The sequence below is a fragment of the Streptomyces sp. NPDC046261 genome (assembly GCF_040646235.1).
In the GTDB taxonomy this organism is placed as follows: domain Bacteria; phylum Actinomycetota; class Actinomycetes; order Streptomycetales; family Streptomycetaceae; genus Streptomyces.
On the sequence record NZ_JBEYZU010000037.1, the window covers coordinates 1 to 16,946 of the forward strand.

16 protein-coding genes are annotated in these 16,946 nt (G+C 70.4%); 7 read left to right on the plus strand and 9 right to left on the minus strand.

Annotation, left to right across the window (positions count from 1 at the left end; genetic code table 11):
• Positions 1–120 precede the first annotated feature (120 nt).
• From ABZ956_RS30065 to ABZ956_RS30085, 5 genes are all read right to left on the minus strand, one after another.
• Entirely contained in the window at positions 121–1,233 is a 1,113-nt protein-coding gene (locus ABZ956_RS30065) for a DUF475 domain-containing protein (RefSeq protein WP_361900523.1), read from the minus strand.
• A 47-nt stretch (positions 1,234–1,280) separates the two neighbouring features.
• A complete protein-coding gene (locus ABZ956_RS30070; protein ID WP_361900526.1) occupies positions 1,281–1,856 on the minus strand; it encodes a TerD family protein in 576 nt (191 codons plus the stop codon).
• A gap of 104 nt (positions 1,857–1,960) precedes the next feature.
• Positions 1,961–2,536, minus strand: coding sequence for a TerD family protein (locus ABZ956_RS30075; protein ID WP_071966652.1), 576 nt, complete (start codon positions 2,534–2,536; stop codon positions 1,961–1,963).
• A gap of 168 nt (positions 2,537–2,704) precedes the next feature.
• Positions 2,705–3,163 (minus strand): peroxiredoxin, encoded by a 459-nt coding sequence (locus tag ABZ956_RS30080; RefSeq protein ID WP_361900530.1) that lies wholly within the window; start codon positions 3,161–3,163, stop codon positions 2,705–2,707.
• A 188-nt stretch (positions 3,164–3,351) separates the two neighbouring features.
• Positions 3,352–3,774, minus strand: a complete 423-nt coding sequence (locus ABZ956_RS30085; protein WP_361900533.1) for a DUF3052 domain-containing protein — start codon at positions 3,772–3,774, stop codon at positions 3,352–3,354.
• Positions 3,775–4,234: 460 nt separating this feature from the next.
• Between ABZ956_RS30085 and aceE the strand changes: the two genes are divergently transcribed.
• Positions 4,235–6,967, plus strand: a complete 2,733-nt coding sequence (gene aceE / locus ABZ956_RS30090) for a pyruvate dehydrogenase (acetyl-transferring), homodimeric type (RefSeq protein WP_361900536.1) — start codon at positions 4,235–4,237, stop codon at positions 6,965–6,967.
• A gap of 121 nt (positions 6,968–7,088) precedes the next feature.
• Here aceE and ABZ956_RS30095 read toward each other — a convergent pair whose 3' ends face one another.
• The gene (locus tag ABZ956_RS30095) at positions 7,089–7,454 is read right to left on the minus strand and encodes a peptidase inhibitor family I36 protein (RefSeq protein WP_361900539.1); all 366 of its coding nucleotides are present in this window, start codon (positions 7,452–7,454) and stop codon (positions 7,089–7,091) included.
• Between the two features lie 149 nt (positions 7,455–7,603).
• Positions 7,604–9,193 carry an MFS transporter gene (locus ABZ956_RS30100; RefSeq protein ID WP_361900542.1) on the minus strand — a complete coding sequence of 530 codons (1,590 nt, stop codon included), beginning with the start codon at positions 9,191–9,193 and terminating at the stop codon, positions 7,604–7,606.
• Positions 9,194–9,307: 114 nt separating this feature from the next.
• Here ABZ956_RS30100 and ABZ956_RS30105 point away from each other — a divergent pair, with 114 nt between their 5' ends.
• The 5 genes from ABZ956_RS30105 (at position 9,308) to ABZ956_RS30125 (ending at position 14,315) form a co-directional block, all read left to right on the plus strand.
• Entirely contained in the window at positions 9,308–9,949 is a 642-nt protein-coding gene (locus ABZ956_RS30105; protein ID WP_361900545.1) for a TetR family transcriptional regulator, read from the plus strand.
• A 99-nt stretch (positions 9,950–10,048) separates the two neighbouring features.
• Entirely contained in the window at positions 10,049–11,296 is a 1,248-nt protein-coding gene (locus ABZ956_RS30110; protein ID WP_361900548.1) for an alpha/beta hydrolase, read from the plus strand.
• Between the two features lie 56 nt (positions 11,297–11,352).
• Entirely contained in the window at positions 11,353–12,228 is an 876-nt protein-coding gene (locus tag ABZ956_RS30115; protein ID WP_361900551.1) for a DUF4429 domain-containing protein, read from the plus strand.
• 96 nt (positions 12,229–12,324) lie between these two features.
• Positions 12,325–13,644 (plus strand): sensor histidine kinase, encoded by a 1,320-nt coding sequence (locus ABZ956_RS30120; RefSeq protein WP_361900554.1) that lies wholly within the window; start codon positions 12,325–12,327, stop codon positions 13,642–13,644.
• A complete protein-coding gene (locus ABZ956_RS30125; RefSeq protein WP_361900557.1) occupies positions 13,641–14,315 on the plus strand; it encodes a response regulator transcription factor in 675 nt (224 codons plus the stop codon). Before ABZ956_RS30120 ends, ABZ956_RS30125 begins: the two co-directional genes overlap by 4 nt.
• 93 nt (positions 14,316–14,408) lie before the next feature.
• On the opposite strand, the gene ABZ956_RS30130 is transcribed toward ABZ956_RS30125, so the two are convergent.
• Together ABZ956_RS30130 and ABZ956_RS30135 are read right to left on the minus strand one after the other, a co-directional pair.
• Positions 14,409–15,431: an aldo/keto reductase gene (locus tag ABZ956_RS30130; protein ID WP_361900560.1), complete on the minus strand. Its 1,023-nt coding sequence runs from the start codon at positions 15,429–15,431 to the stop codon at positions 14,409–14,411.
• A gap of 9 nt (positions 15,432–15,440) precedes the next feature.
• Complete coding sequence (locus ABZ956_RS30135) at positions 15,441–15,902, minus strand: MerR family transcriptional regulator (RefSeq protein WP_361900563.1); 462 nt, start codon at positions 15,900–15,902, stop codon at positions 15,441–15,443.
• 109 nt (positions 15,903–16,011) lie between these two features.
• Here ABZ956_RS30135 and ABZ956_RS30140 point away from each other — a divergent pair, with 109 nt between their 5' ends.
• Positions 16,012–16,824, plus strand: coding sequence for a serine hydrolase domain-containing protein (locus tag ABZ956_RS30140; RefSeq protein WP_361900566.1), 813 nt, complete (start codon positions 16,012–16,014; stop codon positions 16,822–16,824).
• The last annotated feature ends 122 nt before the right edge of the window (positions 16,825–16,946 follow it).

Genomic DNA, 16,946 nt, shown 5'->3' on the forward strand with positions numbered 1-16,946 from the left:
CCACGGCGGCGGCCAGCGAGATCCCGGGCACGATCGCGTGGGCGACGGCGGCGACGGCGGCGGTGGTGACGAAGACCAGCGCGACCGCCCCGGTGAGAGCGTTCCTCAAATGTGCCGGAGTCACACCCCGGAGGAGACCTCGGCCTTCGCCTCCCGGCGGTTGCGCACCACGGAGGAGCCGAACGACAGGAGGATCAGCGCGATGCCGATCGAGCCGGTGATGACCTCGTGGATCTCGTACTTGATGGTGATCAGCAGGATGACGGCGAGCGCGCCGATGGCGTAGTGCGCGCCGTGCTCCAGATACACGTATTCGTCCAGGGTGCCCTTGCGGACCAGGAAGACCGTCAGGGACCGGATGTACATCGCGCCGATGCCCAGGCCCAGCGCCATGATGAAGATGTCGTTGGTGATGGCGAAGGCGCCGATGACACCGTCGAAGGAGAACGAGGCGTCGATGACCTCGAGGTAGAGGAAGAGGGAGAACGCGGCCTTGCCGGCCAGCCCGACGGCGGTGCCGTTGGGTGCCTTCGGGGCCTTCTTCTCGGCCTCCTCGAGCTCCTCGTCGTGTTCGAGGCGGTCCTCGAAGAAGCCGGAGATGCCGCCGACGACCAGATAGGTCACCAGACCGCCGATGCCGGACAGCAGCACGGTCGCGGCCTTGTCGATCGTGCCCTCACCGCCGTGGACCGGGACGCCCGTGGCGAGGGTGGTGGCGACGACGATCAGGACGACGAGGGAGACGACCGTGGAGAGCGTCTCCAGCTTGCCCAGCCTGGCCAGCGGCTTCTCCAGCCACTCCAGCCACTTGATGTCCCGGTCCTCGAAGACGAAGTCCAGGAAGATCATGAGCAGGAACATGCCACCGAAGGCCGCGATCGCCGGGTGCGCGCCGGTGACCAGGTGTTCGTAACGGTCCGGGTCCTGGATCGCGACCTTGACCGCCTCGATCGGCCCCAGCTTGGCCGTGATGGCCACGATGAGGACCGGGAAGACGAGCCGCATGCCGAAGACGGCGATGAGGATGCCGATCGTCAGGAACATCTTCTGCCAGAACGGGTTCATCTTGCGCAGGATGCCGGCGTTGATGACCGCGTTGTCGAACGAGAGCGAGATCTCCAGGACGGAGAGGATCGCGACGATCGCCAGCCCCTGCCACCCCCAGAGAAAGCCGGCCAAGGCCAGGCCGGCCGCCGTGACGGCGAACGACCAACCAAAGGTTTTCAGGAGCACTGGCTACCCAATCCTTCGTTGTTCGGGATGTCCGCGCGGACGCGGCTTTACGAAACGTTGACCCCGAAGTCTAGGGCGATGCCTCGCAGGCCCGACGCGTACCCCTGTCCTACGGCCCGGAACTTCCACTCACCGCCGTAACGGTAGACCTCACCGAAGATCATCGCTGTCTCGCTGGAGGCGTCCTCGCTCAGGTCGTAGCGGGCCAGTTCGGAGCCGTCGGCCTGGTTGAGCACCCGGATATAGGCGTTGCTGACCTGGCCGAAGCTCTGGCCGCGCAGCTCGGCCTCGTGAATGGAGACCGGAAATACGATCTTGTCGCAGGTGGCCGGCACCTTGGTGAGGTCGACCAGAATCGACTCGTCGTCGCCGTCCCCCTCACCCGTGAGATTGTCGCCCGTATGTTCGACGGAGCCTTCGGGGCTCGTGAGGTTGTTGTAGAAGACGAAGTACTCGTCGCCCAGCACCCGGCCCGAGGCGCACAGCAGGGCGCTGGCGTCGAGATCGAAAGGCGCTCCCGTGGTGGAGCGCGCGTCCCAGCCGAGGCCGACGGTGACGTTGGTGAGGTTCGGCGCGGCCTTGGAGAGGGAGACGTTGCCTCCCTTGGCGAGCGTGACACCCATGATCTGGTCCTCCCCGAGTTGTGTTGTGTCGCCGTGCGCGTCCGGCGCCGCACTCCCGCGAAGGGGGTGCGGCGCCGGACGTGGTCGACAGCCTGCGGCGGCCGTCAGACGTTGACGCCGAAGTCCTGCGCGATGCCGCGCAGACCCGAGGCGTAGCCCTGTCCGATGGCGCGGAACTTCCACTCGGCGCCGTTGCGGTACAGCTCGCCGAAGACCATGGCGGTCTCGGTCGAGGCGTCCTCGCTGAGGTCGTAGCGGGCGAGCTCGACGCCGTCGGCCTGGTTGACGACGCGGATGTAGGCGTTGCGGACCTGGCCGAAGCTCTGCTGGCGGGTCTCGGCCTCGTAGATGGAGACCGGGAAGACGATCTTGTGCACGTCGGCCGGGACGCCGGCCAGGTTGACCTTGATGACCTCGTCGTCGCCCTCGCCCTCACCGGTGAGGTTGTCGCCCTGGTGCTCGACGGAGCCGTCGGGGCTCTTGAGGTTGTTGAAGAAGACGAAGTTCTGGTCGTTGGCGACCTTCCCCTGGTCGTTCGTCAGCAGCGCGCTGGCGTCCAGGTCGAAGTCCGTACCGGTGGTGGTACGGGCGTCCCAGCCGAGACCGACGACGACCGCGGTCAGGTTCGGGGCCGCCTTGGTCAGCGAGACGTTGCCGCCCTTGCTGAGACTGACTCCCACGAGTCCTCCATTGGTTCGAGGGGCCAGGCGAGTCCCGAGCCCCCGGTTGTGCGATGGCATCCGATCAACGTTTTGATCCTAGTGACCGGTTCCCACCGATTACAGGGTCTTGCGCCAAGGACGCTCAGGTCGCCCGCCAGGGTTGCCCCGGGCGTCGCGGAAGTGCGCTCAGAGCGCGGCGAGCGCCTTGGTGTACTCGTTCAGGTCACGCGCGTCGGGCAGGCCGTTGACGATCGTCCAGCGGACGACGCCCTCCTTGTCGATGATGAAGGTGCCGCGCACCGAGCAGCCCTTCTCCTCGTCGAAGACGCCGTAGGCGCGGCCGGCCTCGCCGTGCGGCCAGAAGTCGGACAGCAGCGGGTACTCCAGGCCCTCCTGCTCGGCGAAGACGCGCAGGGAGAAGGGCGAGTCGCTGGAGACGGCCAGCAGCTGCACGTCGTCGTTGGCGAACTTCGGCAGCTCGTCGCGCAGGGCGCAGAGCTCGCCGGTGCACACGCCGGTGAAGGCGAAGGGGTAGAAGAGCAGGACGACGTTCTTCTCGCCGCGGAAGTCGGAGAGCCGGACGGTCTCGCCGTGCTGGTTCTTCAGCGCGAAGTCAGGGGCCTTGGTGCCGACGTCGATCGCCATGGTTCGCATCCCTCTCTCGACGGCACCGGCGCGAAGGGGGCGCCGGGTGCCCCCGGCCGCCGGCGCGGGTAGGCGGACAGTGTGTCACTGCGCCCCCCGCGTGATGCACCGCGCCCCCCGGCAGCGGTGCTGCAGGGGGGCGCGGTGATGACGGGCTCTCCGGCCGCGGCCGGATGACGGCGAGGTTCTCAGCGCTTGGGAGCGACCATGCGGGTGCCGGTCCAGTCCTTGGCCACGCTGATGCTCTTGGTCTGGCTCAGCCCCGCGGTCTGCGACGCCTCGCTGATGTCGCTCGGCTCGATGTAGCCGTCACGGCCGGTCTTCGGGGTCATCAGCCAGATGTCCCCGCCGTCCTCGAGGAAACCGATGGCATCCACGAGCGCGTCCGTCAGGTCGCCGTCCTCGTCGCGGAACCACAGGACGACGGCGTCGGCCACGTCGTCATAGTCCTCGTCGACGAGGTCCTGGCCGGTGATCTCCTCAATGGCCTCGCGGAGCTCCTGATCGACATCGTCGTCGTAGCCGATCTCCTGGACCACCTGTCCGGGCTGGAAACCCAGCCTGGCGGCAGGGTTGGTCCGCTCCTCCGCGTGGTCCGCGGTCGCGCTCACGGATTGCCTCCTGTCATCTTTCGAGAAATGCTCTTGTGCTCCCCGCGTACGCGAGGCATTGGGCGTAGTCCACACGTGCCGGACGGATCGCGCAAGTACCCGGCCATCCGGACCGCCGAAACGTTGACGGACGCGGACGTCTCATGGCAACTCCAACCATGAGGCAACAGGCCCGAGTGATTCACACCACAGCATTCTGCCGGGTTTCGGAAGTTACTCCGTGCGATTGCGGCAATCGGGTCCGAACGGCCGTACGCGGAGGACCCTCATTGGGGGCGTAAGGTTGCGATTTGGCCGCCCCGGGCGACCAACCTTCGACGCTTCGTCTCATGAGCGGTGGTTACCGCTCAGTAGAGATGACGTTTCCGCCGCCGCGGTCCACGATGGGAGCCGGCGCGACATAAAGCAAGAGCAGTATTTGACCGCGTGCTGAGCACGACCCGAACAGCGAAGGAACAGCGTGGCTTCCGGATCCGATCGCAACCCGATCATCATTGGCGGCCTTCCCAGCCAGGTCCCGGACTTCGATCCCGAAGAGACCCAGGAATGGCTCGACTCGCTCGACGCAGCCGTCGATGAGCGAGGCCGGGAACGTGCCCGCTACCTCATGCTTCGCCTGATCGAGCGGGCGCGCGAGAAGCGCGTCGCCGTGCCCGAGATGCGCAGCACGGACTACGTCAACACCATCGCGACCAAGGACGAGCCGTTCTTCCCCGGCAACGAGGAGATCGAGCGCAAGATCCTTAACGCGACCCGGTGGAACGCGGCCGTCATGGTCTCGCGCGCCCAGCGCCCGGGCATCGGCGTCGGCGGCCACATCGCCACCTTCGCCTCCTCCGCCTCCCTGTACGACGTGGGCTTCAACCACTTCTTCCGGGGCAAGGACGAGGGCGACGGCGGCGACCAGATCTTCTTCCAGGGCCACGCCTCGCCGGGCGTCTACGCCCGTGCGTTCCTGCTGGACCGACTCTCCGAGCAGCAGCTGGACGCCTTCCGCCAGGAGAAGTCCAAGGCTCCGTACGGCCTGTCCAGCTACCCGCACCCGCGGCTCATGCCGGACTTCTGGGAGTTCCCGACCGTCTCGATGGGCCTCGGCCCCCTCGGCGCGATCTACCAGGCCCGCATGAACCGCTACATGGAGGCGCGCGGCATCGCCGACACCTCCAAGTCCCACGTTTGGGCGTTCCTGGGCGACGGCGAGATGGACGAGCCGGAGTCGCTCGGCCAGCTGTCCCTGGCCGCTCGCGAGGGCCTGGACAACCTGACCTTCGTCGTCAACTGCAACCTGCAGCGCCTCGACGGCCCGGTCCGCGGCAACGGCAAGATCATGCAGGAGCTGGAGTCGCAGTTCCGCGGCGCCGGCTGGAACGTGATCAAGCTGGTGTGGGACCGCTCCTGGGACCCGCTGCTGGCCCAGGACCGCGACGGCATCCTGGTCAACAAGCTCAACAGCACCCCCGACGGCCAGTTCCAGACGTACGCCACCGAGACCGGCGCGTACATCCGTGAGCACTTCTTCGGCGACGACCACCGTCTCCGCAAGATGGTCGAGAACATGACCGACGACCAGATCCTGCACCTGGGCCGTGGCGGTCACGACCACAAGAAGATCTTCGCGGCGTACGCGGCGGCCAAGGCCCACAAGGGCCAGCCGACCGTGATCCTGGCGCAGACCGTCAAGGGCTGGACCCTGGGTCCGAACTTCGAGGGCCGCAACGCGACCCACCAGATGAAGAAGCTCACGGTCGAGGACCTCAAGCGCTTCCGTGACCGTCTCCACATCCCGATCGCCGACAAGGAGCTGGAGTCCGGCCTGCCGCCGTACTACCACCCGGGTCGCGACTCGGAGGAGATCCAGTACATGCACGACCGGCGCAAGTCGCTCGGCGGCTATGTGCCGACCCGTGTGGACCGCTCCAAGCCGCTGGCGCTGCCGGAGGACAAGGCCTACGCGTCCGCCAAGAAGGGCTCCGGGCAGCAGTCGATCGCCACGACCATGGCGTTCGTCCGCATCCTGAAGGACCTCATGCGGGACAAGGAGATCGGCAAGCGCTTCGTGCTGATCGCCCCCGACGAGTACCGCACCTTCGGCATGGACGCGTTCTTCCCGTCCGCGAAGATCTACAACCCGCTCGGCCAGCAGTACGAGGCCGTCGACCGTGAGCTGCTCCTTGCCTACAAGGAGTCGCCGACCGGTCAGATGCTGCACGACGGCATCTCCGAGGCGGGCTGCACGGCCTCCCTGATCGCGGCGGGCTCGGCCTACGCGACGCACGGCGAGCCGCTGATCCCGGTCTACGTCTTCTACTCGATGTTCGGTTTCCAGCGCACCGGTGACCAGTTCTGGCAGATGGCCGACCAGCTGGCCCGTGGCTTCGTCCTCGGCGCCACCGCCGGCCGGACGACCCTGACGGGTGAGGGTCTGCAGCACGCGGACGGCCACTCGCAGCTGCTGGCCTCCACGAACCCGGGTGTCGTGGCGTACGACCCGGCGTTCGGCTACGAGATGGCGCACATCGTCAAGGACGGTCTGCGCCGGATGTACGGCGAGAACGCAGAGGACGTCTTCTACTACCTCACCGTCTACAACGAGCCGATCCAGCACCCGGCCGAGCCGGAGAACGTGGACGCCGAGGGCATCCTCAAGGGTCTGTACCGCTTCAAGCAGGGCGAGGCGGGCGCCATCCCGGCGCAGATCCTGGCCTCCGGTGTGGCCGTGCCGTGGGCGGTCGAGGCCCAGCGCATCCTCGCCGAGGAGTGGAACGTCAAGGCGGACGTCTGGTCGGCGACCTCCTGGAACGAGCTGCGCCGCGACGCCATCGAGGTGGAGGAGCACAACCTCCTGCACCCGGAGGAGGAGCAGCGCGTCCCGTACGTGACGAGCAAGCTCTCCGGCGCCGAGGGCCCGAAGGTGGCCGTGTCCGACTGGATGCGGGCGGTTCCGGACCAGATCTCGCGCTGGGTGCCCGGCGCGTACCAGTCGCTGGGTGCGGACGGCTTCGGCTTCGCGGACACCCGTGGCGCGGCCCGTCGCTTCTTCCACATCGACGCCCAGTCGATCGTCCTGGCGGTGCTCACCGAGCTCGCCAAGGAGGGCAAGGTCGACCGCTCCGCCCTGAAGCAGGCGATCGACCGCTACCAGCTCCTGGACGTGGCGGCAGCCGACCCGGGCGCGGCCGGCGGCGACGCGTAAGCACGTCACGATGGGCCCCCGCCTCTTTGAGGCGGGGGCCTTCGCGTTTGTGGGCAGTCGTTCCGCTGGGCGGAACGGGTGGGCACAAACAGACCACCGGCGTGCAGCCGTCAACGAGAGCTCAGCTCTCCCACACCTTGTACGCCCGCACGACGTACGGCGACTCCGGCACCCACGTCCCCGACGGATACGTCACGAACTCCCCCGTCTCCGCGCACGTAGCGCTCTGATACGTGGTGACGGGCCTGCCCGTCCGGTTGACCAGCGAGGCCGCCGTCATGCCGGCGGGCAGCGCAGTGCAGCTCTCGATGTCGATTCCCGCCAGCTCACTGGCATGGCGCTCACCGCGGAATTCCGTCTTCGGCCAGAGGCACAGCTGCCCGGCCGCACAGGTCTTCGCCGGCTTCGCGCTCGCGGCGGGCGCACCCGCCAGGGCCACCAGGCCGGCCAGCGTCACGGCGAGCACGACCGCACGATGGTTACGCATATGGGTTCCTCCCCCACTCGGATGGAGCGCCGAGTCTGCTGGCCCGTGATCATCGCTGCCAAGAGGGCCGGGTCGGCCATGCCCGGATAGGGGAAGGCGGTCGGCGGCGAGCCCGGTACCGAGGTACCGCACCCGCCGCCGGACCGGTGTCAGATGTGGGCCGCGCCCGCCCCGGCCGCGGCGTTGTCGCCGCGCTTGGTGAAGACGGCGACGAACGCCGCGAGCAGCGCGACGCAGCCGGCGACCGTAAAGCCGGTGTTCATGGCTGACACGAACGTGTCATGCGCGACGGTGGTGATCTTCCCCGCGATCTCCGGCGGGGTGTTCGGCGCCACCGGCGCGACGCCGACCTGGACGGCGTCGGCGGCCTGGGCGGCCTGTCCGGGCGTGACCGGCGGCAGCCCGGCGGCGGCCCACTCGCGCGGCAGCAGGTGGTCGACCCGGGAGGCGACGACCGCGCCCAGCACGGCCGTGCCGAGCGATCCGCCGACCTGCATGGCGGCCTGCTGCAGGCCGCCGGCCACCCCGGCGTGCTCCAGCGGCGCGTTGCCGACGATGACCTCGGTCGCGCCGACCATGACCGGCGCGAAGCCGACGCCGAGCAGCGCGAACCACACCGACAGCAGGACCGTGCCCGTGCCCGGTTCGAGGTAGGCCAGTCCGAAGCAGCCCACCGCCGCGCAGAGCATGCCCACGATCAGGGGGACGCGGGGGCCGATCCGGCTGATGAGGGCGCCGGCCACCGGTGAGGCGATGATCATCATGGCGGTGAGCGGCAGCAGGTGCAGCCCGCTGTCGACTGGCGTCATCCCGTGCACGTTCTGCAGGTAGAAGGTGACGAAGAACAGCCCGCCCATGAAGGCGAAGGCCATCAGCACCATCAGGACCGTGCCGGCGGACAGCGGCAGGGACCGGAAGAGGCTCAGCGGCAGCAGCGGTTCCCGCGCCTTGATCTGCCACACGGCGAAGAGGACGAAGCACAGCAGCGACGCGGCGAGGAACAGCAGCGTCCTGGCGCTGCCCCACTGCCAGTCGGTCGCGTTGATGAGCGCCCAGATCAGGCAGAACATCGCGGTGGACAGCAGCAGGATGCCCGCGATGTCGAAGGACTTGGGGGCGTTGCGGGTGCGGTGGTCCTTGAGGATGATCGCGCCGAGCACGAGCGCGGCGGCGCCCACGGGGACGTTGATGAAGAACACGGACTGCCAGTTGACGTGCTCGACGAGGAGCCCGCCGACGATGGGGCCGCCGGCCGTGGAGGCGCCGATGACCATGCCCCACAGGCCGATCGCCATGTTGAGCTGCCGGGCCGGGAAGGTCGCGCGCAGCAGCCCGAGGGCGGCCGGCATCAGCAGCGCGCCGCACAGGCCCTGCAGGACCCGGAAGCCGACGACCGTCGACACGCTGCCGGACAGGGCGATGAGTCCGGACGACAGGGCGAAGCCGGTGGTACCGATAAGGAAGATCAGGCGGTGGCCGAAGCGGTCGCCGAGCTTGCCCGCGGTGATCAGGGCGACGGCGAGCGCGAGGAGGTAGGCATTGGTGATCCATTGCACGTCGGCCAGCGAGGCGCCGAGGTCCTTCTGGATGGCCGGGTTGGCGATGGCGACGATCGTGCCGTCGAGCGCGACCATCATCACGCCTATCGCGACCGTGATCAGGGTGAGCCAGGGATGGCCCCGCAGTCCTTTCCGGGGCCCCAGGCCGGGCGTCGCGTCGGCGACGGTGGTCTGTGTCATGCCTCCGAGATTATGGCAGTCGCTGACAATTGACAACGAAGTTCAACCGTCGTTGGCTGTCACATTGGCCATGACTATCCTGATCAGCGCAAACACAGTGGAAGAGGCGGGACGATGCACACGGTCGACGGCGCGACGGCGGGGCTGCGGGAGCGCAAGAAGCGCCGGACCCGCGACGCCCTCATCAGGTCCGCCCTGGAGCTGTTCGCGCACAAGGGCTACGAGGGCACGACCGTCGACGAGATCGCGAGCGCCGCGGACGTCTCCCAGCGCACGTTCTTCCGCTACTTCGCCAACAAGGAGGAGGTCGCCCTCTCCGTCCAGGAGATGGTCGAGTCCCACTTCTTCGCCGCCGTGTGCGAGCGCCCCGCCGCCGAGTCGCCGCTGACCGCACTGCGCACCGCGGTGCTGGCCTCGTGGGACACCATCGAGGAGGCCATCCAGTCGGTCGTCCCGCTGGAGCTGCACGTGCGCACGTACCGGATGATCCAGTCGACCCCGCAGCTGCTGGCCGCCCATCTGCGCCGCGGCGCGGAGCTGGAGGACCGGCTCACCCAGGAGATCGCCCGCCGGGAGGGGCTGCCGCCCGAGGATCCGCGACCGCGGATCCTGGTCGCCGCGTTCAGCGGGGTGATGCGGGCGAACAGCAAACTGTGGGCCGAGGTCGCGGACGGGGACATGAGTGAGCTCAAGCACTCCACCGCCGCCTATTTGGACCGGATCGGACCGGCACTGGCCGAAAACTGGCGATCTTGAACAGAACCCCTCGGAGTGCGCCCGAATATCCGTGATCCAAACGTGAGATACCTCACCGACTTCACGGACGCAACCCAGTTTCTCCTAGGGTGGTCCGCGGTGACTTCCTTCCCGGAGCTCGGCTCCCACTCCCCCATCCCCTGGACGAACGCGGCCACGGTGTGGCGCGCGCTGCTCGCCCTGGCCGTGGTGTTCGTCATGCTCACCACGACCGGCTGGACGGCCGTGAGAAGCCACAAGGCCGCCGCCGACCCGCGCACGGCCTCGATGAAGGCGTGGCTGCGCGGCTCCGTCGGCGGCGTGCCGCTCCCCTCCCCGAACGCGGAGCCCACCACCCTGGCCCGTTTCTTCGGCTCGCTCTCCGGTGGCCAGCGCGACCGGCTGGCCGAGCGCTATCCGCTGGTCGTCGGCAACCTGGCCGGCGCCCCCGCCCAGCTGCGCTACCGCGCCAACCGGATCGCCCTGGCCCAGGCCCGTACGGTCGAGCGGCGCCGCACCCACGACAGCGCCCTCACCCCCTCCGGCCGCTACGAGGCGGGCCGGCGCATGCACCGCTTCGAGTCGCTGCTGACCCCTGGCCGGCAGATCCTCGCCTTCGACCCCACCGGGCCGGGCCGGGCGGCCGAGGTCTTCGGCGACCTCGACCGCGCCGAGCGGGTCTCCGTCGTGGTCCCGGGCGTCGACACCAACGTGCTGACCTTCGAGAAGAGCCAGCGCGCCTACAGCGCGCCCGTCGGCATGGCCCGCTCCCTCTACGCAGCCGAGCGGAAGGCCAGCCCCGGCACCGGGACGGCCGTCATCGCGTGGGCCGACTACACCTCGCCCGCCGGCGTGGGCATGGACGCCGCGACCGGCAAGCTCGCCGCCGAGGGGGCGCTGCGGCTGCGGAAGCTGGTGCGGGCGCTGCCCGGCCGGTCGAAGGTCTCGCTGTTCTGCCACAGCTACGGCTCCGTGGTGTGCGGCGTCGCCGCCCGCGACCTCTCCCCGCGCGTCACGGACGTGGCGGTGGCCGGCAGCCCCGGCATGCGCGCCGACCGCGCCTCCGACCTGCGCAGCAGCGCCCGGATATGGGCGATGCGGGACGCGGACGACTGGATTCAGGGCGTGCCCCACCTGGAGGTCGGCGGCCTCGGCCATGGCGCCGACCCGGTCTCCGAGGCCTTCGGCGCCCGGGTGCTGTCCGCCTCCGACGCCCGTGGCCACGCCGGCTACTTCGCCCCCGGCACCACGAGCCTCGCCAACTTCGCCGGGATCGGAGTCGGCGCCCCCGCCTCCGTTCGTTGCGCGAGGGACGGCAGTGACTGCACGGCGGATCTGGGTCCGGATCCGGTGGCCCCCGCCGTTTGACGCGCGTAGCGTCACGAGGGGGGACGGGCGGACGGCCGCCGCATACGATGAGCGGCATGGGTGATGTGCTGGCCGGTTTCCACGCCGTCTGGGAGTTCGACACCGACTCCGTGCTCATCCGCTTCGAACGGGGGATCCGCACACCGAGGCTGCTCCAGGTGCTCGGCGAGCGGCGCGTCCCGTACGAGGCGCTCGCGGCCGTCGAACAGGCCCCGGGGAAGCACGGGACGGTGGTGCTGCGCGCCGTGCCCAGACCCGGCGCCGATCCGCTGGTCGACGCCGCGGACGGGCAGTTGAAGGAGGGCAGCGACCCCTACCGGCTGGTCCTGCCGGCCGAGCGCGAGCTGCTCGCCGAGTACTACGCCGAGCGGATACGGGCCGAGCTCGGCCCCGACGCCACCGAGCCGGCCGAGCGCCATCTGGTGGCGGCGCCCACCCCGCCCCTGTCCTTCAAGGCCTACGACGGCAAGGCGTCCTTCGACGGCCGGGCCGTCTCCTTCCGCTGGTTCTGGACCGGAGCGTCCTCCGCCAAGTGGAAGGCGGGCGACCAGCGTTTCGGCGTCGAGGAGCTGACGGGCGTGGACTGGCGTTCCCCCGAGGCCCTCGGCGGACACCTGCGGCTCACGCGCCGCGGCGGCGAGGCCGGCCCGGGCGCCGCGGACCAGGACCCGGCTGCCGTCGTCTTCGGCATGGGTTACGGCCTGGTCCACGAGTCGCTGCCCTTCGCGGCGGCGGTCCTGGCCGCCGTACGGGCCAAGGCCCCCGCGCTGGCCGGTGACGTGCCGCGCGGCTCCCACGCCGCCCCCGCCGCCCGCCCCGACCCGGGCGGCATCGCGGAGCGCATCCGCCATCTGGGCGAGCTGCACGGCGCGGGGCTGCTGACGGACGAGGAGTTCACCGCGAAGAAGGCGCAGCTGCTGGCCGAGCTGTAGGGCGGGGAGCCCGGCGGTGATACCGGGGTATGACATGCGGACCGGCACCTGGGGGTGACGTCACCGCCGGGCCGGTCCGCCTAGGCTGACCGGGCCATGTCCAAGCTCGTACTCCCCTCCCCGCGCGCGTTCCTGCGCGAGATCTGCACGCCGGCCGGGCCGCCGACGCCGTATCTGGCCCACGCCCGGCGCCCGTTCGTGCGGCGCCTTCCCACCCTCGTCGCCTGGCTGTTCACCATCGTCCTGCTGCCCACCACGGCCATGGTGCTCTCCCACGACTACGGGATGGACGCCGATGTCGCCCTCGTGCTCGCGGTCGCCCAGCACGCGCCGCTGCTGCTGGCGGTCCGCCGGCCGCTGCTCGCCTGGGCCGTCGTCTTCGTCGCCGACGTCGTGGGCGCGGCCCTGCTGCTCGCGGCGGACATACCGGCGGACCGGCCCTGGCCCTGGCCGCCCATGGAGACCATCGGCCTGCTGCTGCTCATGCTCGCCCTCGCGCTGCGCGAGCGCCGGCTGACGCTGGCGGCCGTGTGGCTGGTGACGGCGCTGGCGAGCCTGGTCTTCCGTAGCCTCGCCCCCGAACAGGCCGTCGGCACCTGGGTGCCGCTGGTCGCGATCGGCGCGGTGCTCCTCGTCGTCGGCGGTGCCCTGCGCGAACGGGGCGACGCCCGGCGGGCGCTGGCCGAACAGGAGACGATCAGCGAGGCCGAACGCGCCCAGCGCACCCTGCTGGAGGAGCGCGCGCGCATCGCCCGCGAGCTGCACGACGTGGTCGCCCACCACATGTCCGTCATCACCGTCCAGGCCGACAGCGCCCCGTACCGCATCGCCGGCCTGCCGGACGACGCGCGCGAGGAGTTCGGCGCGATCGCCGCCACCGCCCGGGAGTCGCTGACCGAGATGCGGCGGCTGCTGGGCGTGCTGCGCAGCGAGGGCTCCCCCGGCCCGGACGGCTCCGAACGGGCACCCCAGCCGGGCGTCAAGCGCCTGCCGCAGCTGATCGAGGCCACCGTACGCACGGGGCTGCCGGTGGAGTTGACGATGCCGGTGCTGCCGGCGCTGCCGCAGGCGGTGGACCTGTCGGCGTACCGGATCGTGCAGGAGGCCCTGGCAAACGTCGTACGGCACGCGCCCGGCGCGGCCACGAGGGTGTCGGTGTCGCTGGACCGAACCGGTACAGCCGGTACGAGCCTGATGGTGCTCGTCGTCAACTCGGCCCCGGCCGCCTCCGACGCGCCGCAGCGGCCGCTGGAGACCAGCGGCACGGGCCATGGCCTGGTGGGCATGCGGGAGAGGGTCCGCCTGGTCAGTGGCACCCTCGACACCGGCCCCCTGCCGGACGGCGGCTTCCGCGTGGCGGCCCGCCTCCCCCTCTCCGACACGACGCACGCAGAACAGGAACCTCCCACCGCATGACCATCAGGGTGATCATCGTCGACGACCAGGCCATGGTCCGGGCGGGCTTCGCCGCGCTCCTGGCCGCCCAGCCCGACATCGACGTCGTCGGCGACGCGCCGGACGGAAGACAGGGCGTGGAGCTGAGCCGGTCCACGCATCCGGACGTGGTGCTCATGGACGTCCGGATGCCGGAGATGGACGGCCTGGAGGCCGCCCGCCGGCTCCTCGACCCCCCGCGCGGGGTGACGCACCTGCCGAAGGTGCTGATGCTGACGACCTTCGACGTCGACGACTACGTCTACGAGGCGCTGCGCGCGGGCGCGTCCGGCTTCCTCCTCAAGGACGCCCCTCCGGCCGACCTGATCTCGGCCGTGCGCGTGGTGGCCGCCGGCGAGGCCCTCCTCGCCCCGTCCGTCACCCGCCGCCTCATCGCCGACTTCGCCAGGCGGCCCGCCCCGCGGCGCGAACGGTCGGTGCGGCTCAACGGCCTGACGCCACGTGAGACGGAGGTCCTGGAACTGATCGCGCGGGGCCTGTCGAACCAGGAGATCGCGGCGAAGCTGGTCCTGGCGGAGCAGACGGTGAAGACCCACATCGGCCGGGTCCTCGCCAAGCTGAACCTGCGCGACCGCGCGCAGGCGGTCGTCTTCGCCTACGAATCGGGGCTGGTAGCCCCGGGGGAGGGGTAGTTTTCCCCACCCCGCCCTTTCACCGTTTCTTGTCCTCAATCGCCGGACGGGCTGAAAATTCAGCCCGTCCGGCGATTGAGGGTGGGGGAAGGGCTACTCGCGCCCCGCCGACGTGAACGCCATGTCCGCGTACCGCCCCCCGGCCACCTGTCCGGCGATGGGCTCCAGAGCCGCCAGCTCATCGGCCGTCAGCTCGACCCGCGTAGCCCCCACGTTCTCCTCCAGCCGCGACCGCCGCCGCGTCCCCGGAATCGGAACGACCGTCAGGCCGTGCACCTGGGCCCGCTGCTGGGCCCAGGCCAGGGCGACCTGTCCCAGGGAGATCCCGCGCGCCTCGGCGATGCGCCGCACCGGCGCGAGCAGGGCCGCGTTCGCCTCCGCGTTGGCACCGGTGAAGCGCGGCAGCGTGCGGCGCCAGTCGTCGCTGGAGAGCTCCTTGTCGGCGTCGACGAAGGCGCCGGTCAGGAAGCCGCGGCCGAGCGGCGAGTACGGCACCAGGGCAACGCCCAAGTCGCGCGCGGTGGGCACCACGTTCGCCTCGATGTCCCGGCTGAACAGCGACCATTCCGACTGCACGGCCGCGATCGGGTGCACGGCCTGCGCCTCGCGCAGCTCGCCGCCGGTCACCTCGCTCAGCCCGAGGTGCTTGACCTTGCCCTCGGCGACCAGCTCGGCCATCGCGCCCACCGACTCCTCGATCGGGACGTCGACGTCGCGCCGGTGCATGTAGTAGAGGTCGATCTCGTCGACGCCCAGGCGGCGCAGGCTGCCCTCCACGGCCTGCCGGATGTAGGGGCGGTCGTTGCGTATGGTCCGCCGGGTCGGGTCCTGGGGGTCGGGGACGATCGCGAACTTGGTGGCCAGGACGACCTGCTCGCGGTGGGCCCGGATGAAGGGGGCGATGAACTTCTCGTTCTCGCCCATCCCGTACATGTCGGCGGTGTCGAAGAGGGTCACCCCGAGCTCCAGCGCCCGCTCCAGCGTGGCCCGGGCCTCGGCCTCGTCGGTCGTCGGCCCGTAGGCGAAGCTCATGCCCATGCAGCCCAGGCCCTGGACGCCCACCTCGGGGCCGCCGTTGCCGAGTGTCACGCTGGTTATCGTGTTGTCGCTGTTCATGATGGTGTGTCAGAGCCCTTCGGATGACCGGCGCGCGGCGCCGGAGTAGATGTCGATCTTGTAGTCGAGTACCTCGAGCGTGCTGCGCAGCTCCGCGATCCGCCGGCGGACGTTCTCCCGGTGCTCGCTCAGCAGCCGTTCGCGGTCGGCGAAGGTGTGCTCGCCCTGCCGGACGAGCTCGGCGTAGCGGACCATGTCGGCCACCGGCATCCCGGTCAGCCGCAGCCGGCCGACCAGATCCAGCCAGTCCAGGTCGCGATTGGTGTAGCGGCGCTGCCCCGTGTGGGAGCGGTCGACGTGCGGCATCAGGCCGATCCGCTCGTACCAGCGCAGGGTGTGCGCGGACAGCCCGGCGTAGGCGGCCACTTCACTGATCGTGTAGCGGTCCCGGCCCTCCGGGCGGCGCTGGCGCTGCCGGTCGAGCTCGAGGCAACCACGCACCCCCACCGGCGCGCTGTGCGTCACGGTCATGCCACTCCCCCTCGCGATCGTCTGCGGTGGTCCCCACGCTAGAGAGTTGGAGTGCACTCCAAGCAAGCGGAGCCCCTGGGCGATCCGGGAGCGGGTTAGGCTCCTTGCCATGGAGAGCCTGCGGATGATCGAGAACTGGCCCGTGGAGACCGCCGCGGCGGCCGTCGTACGGGCGGACGGCACGCGTGCGGGGACGTACGGGCCGGCCGGGCACCGTTTCCCCCTCGCCTCCGTGACCAAACCGCTGGCCGCGTACGCCGCGCTGATCGCCGTCGAGGAGGGCGCGATCGAGCTGGACGAGCCCGCGGGCCCGGCGGGTGCCACGGTCCGCCACCTGCTCGCCCACACCTCCGGGCTGGCCTTCGACGAGCACCGCGTGATGGCGGAGCCCGGCACGCGGCGGCTGTACTCCAACGCCGGCTTCGAGGTGCTGGGCGACCACATCGCCAAGGCCACCGACATCCCCTTCGCCGAGTACCTGCGGCAGGCGGTGCTGGAGCCGCTGGGGATGACCGCGACGGACCTGCCCGGGTCGCCGGCCAAGGACGGCGTCTCGACGGTGGAGGACCTGGCCCGCTTCGCGGCGGAGCTGCAGGCGCCCCGGCTGCTCGCGCGCCAGACCCTCGACGAGGCGACGTCGGTGGCCTTCCCCGGCCTGACGGGCGTCCTGCCCGGCTACGGCCACCAGCGCCCCAACGACTGGGGCCTGGGCTTCGAGATCCGCGGCGCGAAGTCCCCGCACTGGACGGGGGCGGCATCCTCACCGCGCACCTACGGGCACTTCGGCCAGGCGGGGACGTTCCTGTGGGTGGACCCGGACGCGGGCGCCGCGTGCGTCGCGCTGGCGGACCGGGCGTTCGGCCCGTGGGCCGTCGAGGCGTGGCCCCTGCTGACGGATGCCGTACTGGCCGAGCTGGCCTGATTTCTCCCCGCCCCGCCCCTTCCCGTAACCGGGGCTCCGCCCCGGACCCCGGTCCTCAAACGCCGGACGGGCTGTTTTTCAGCCCGGCCGGCGTTTGAGGCCTTACGGGAAGGGGCGGGGTG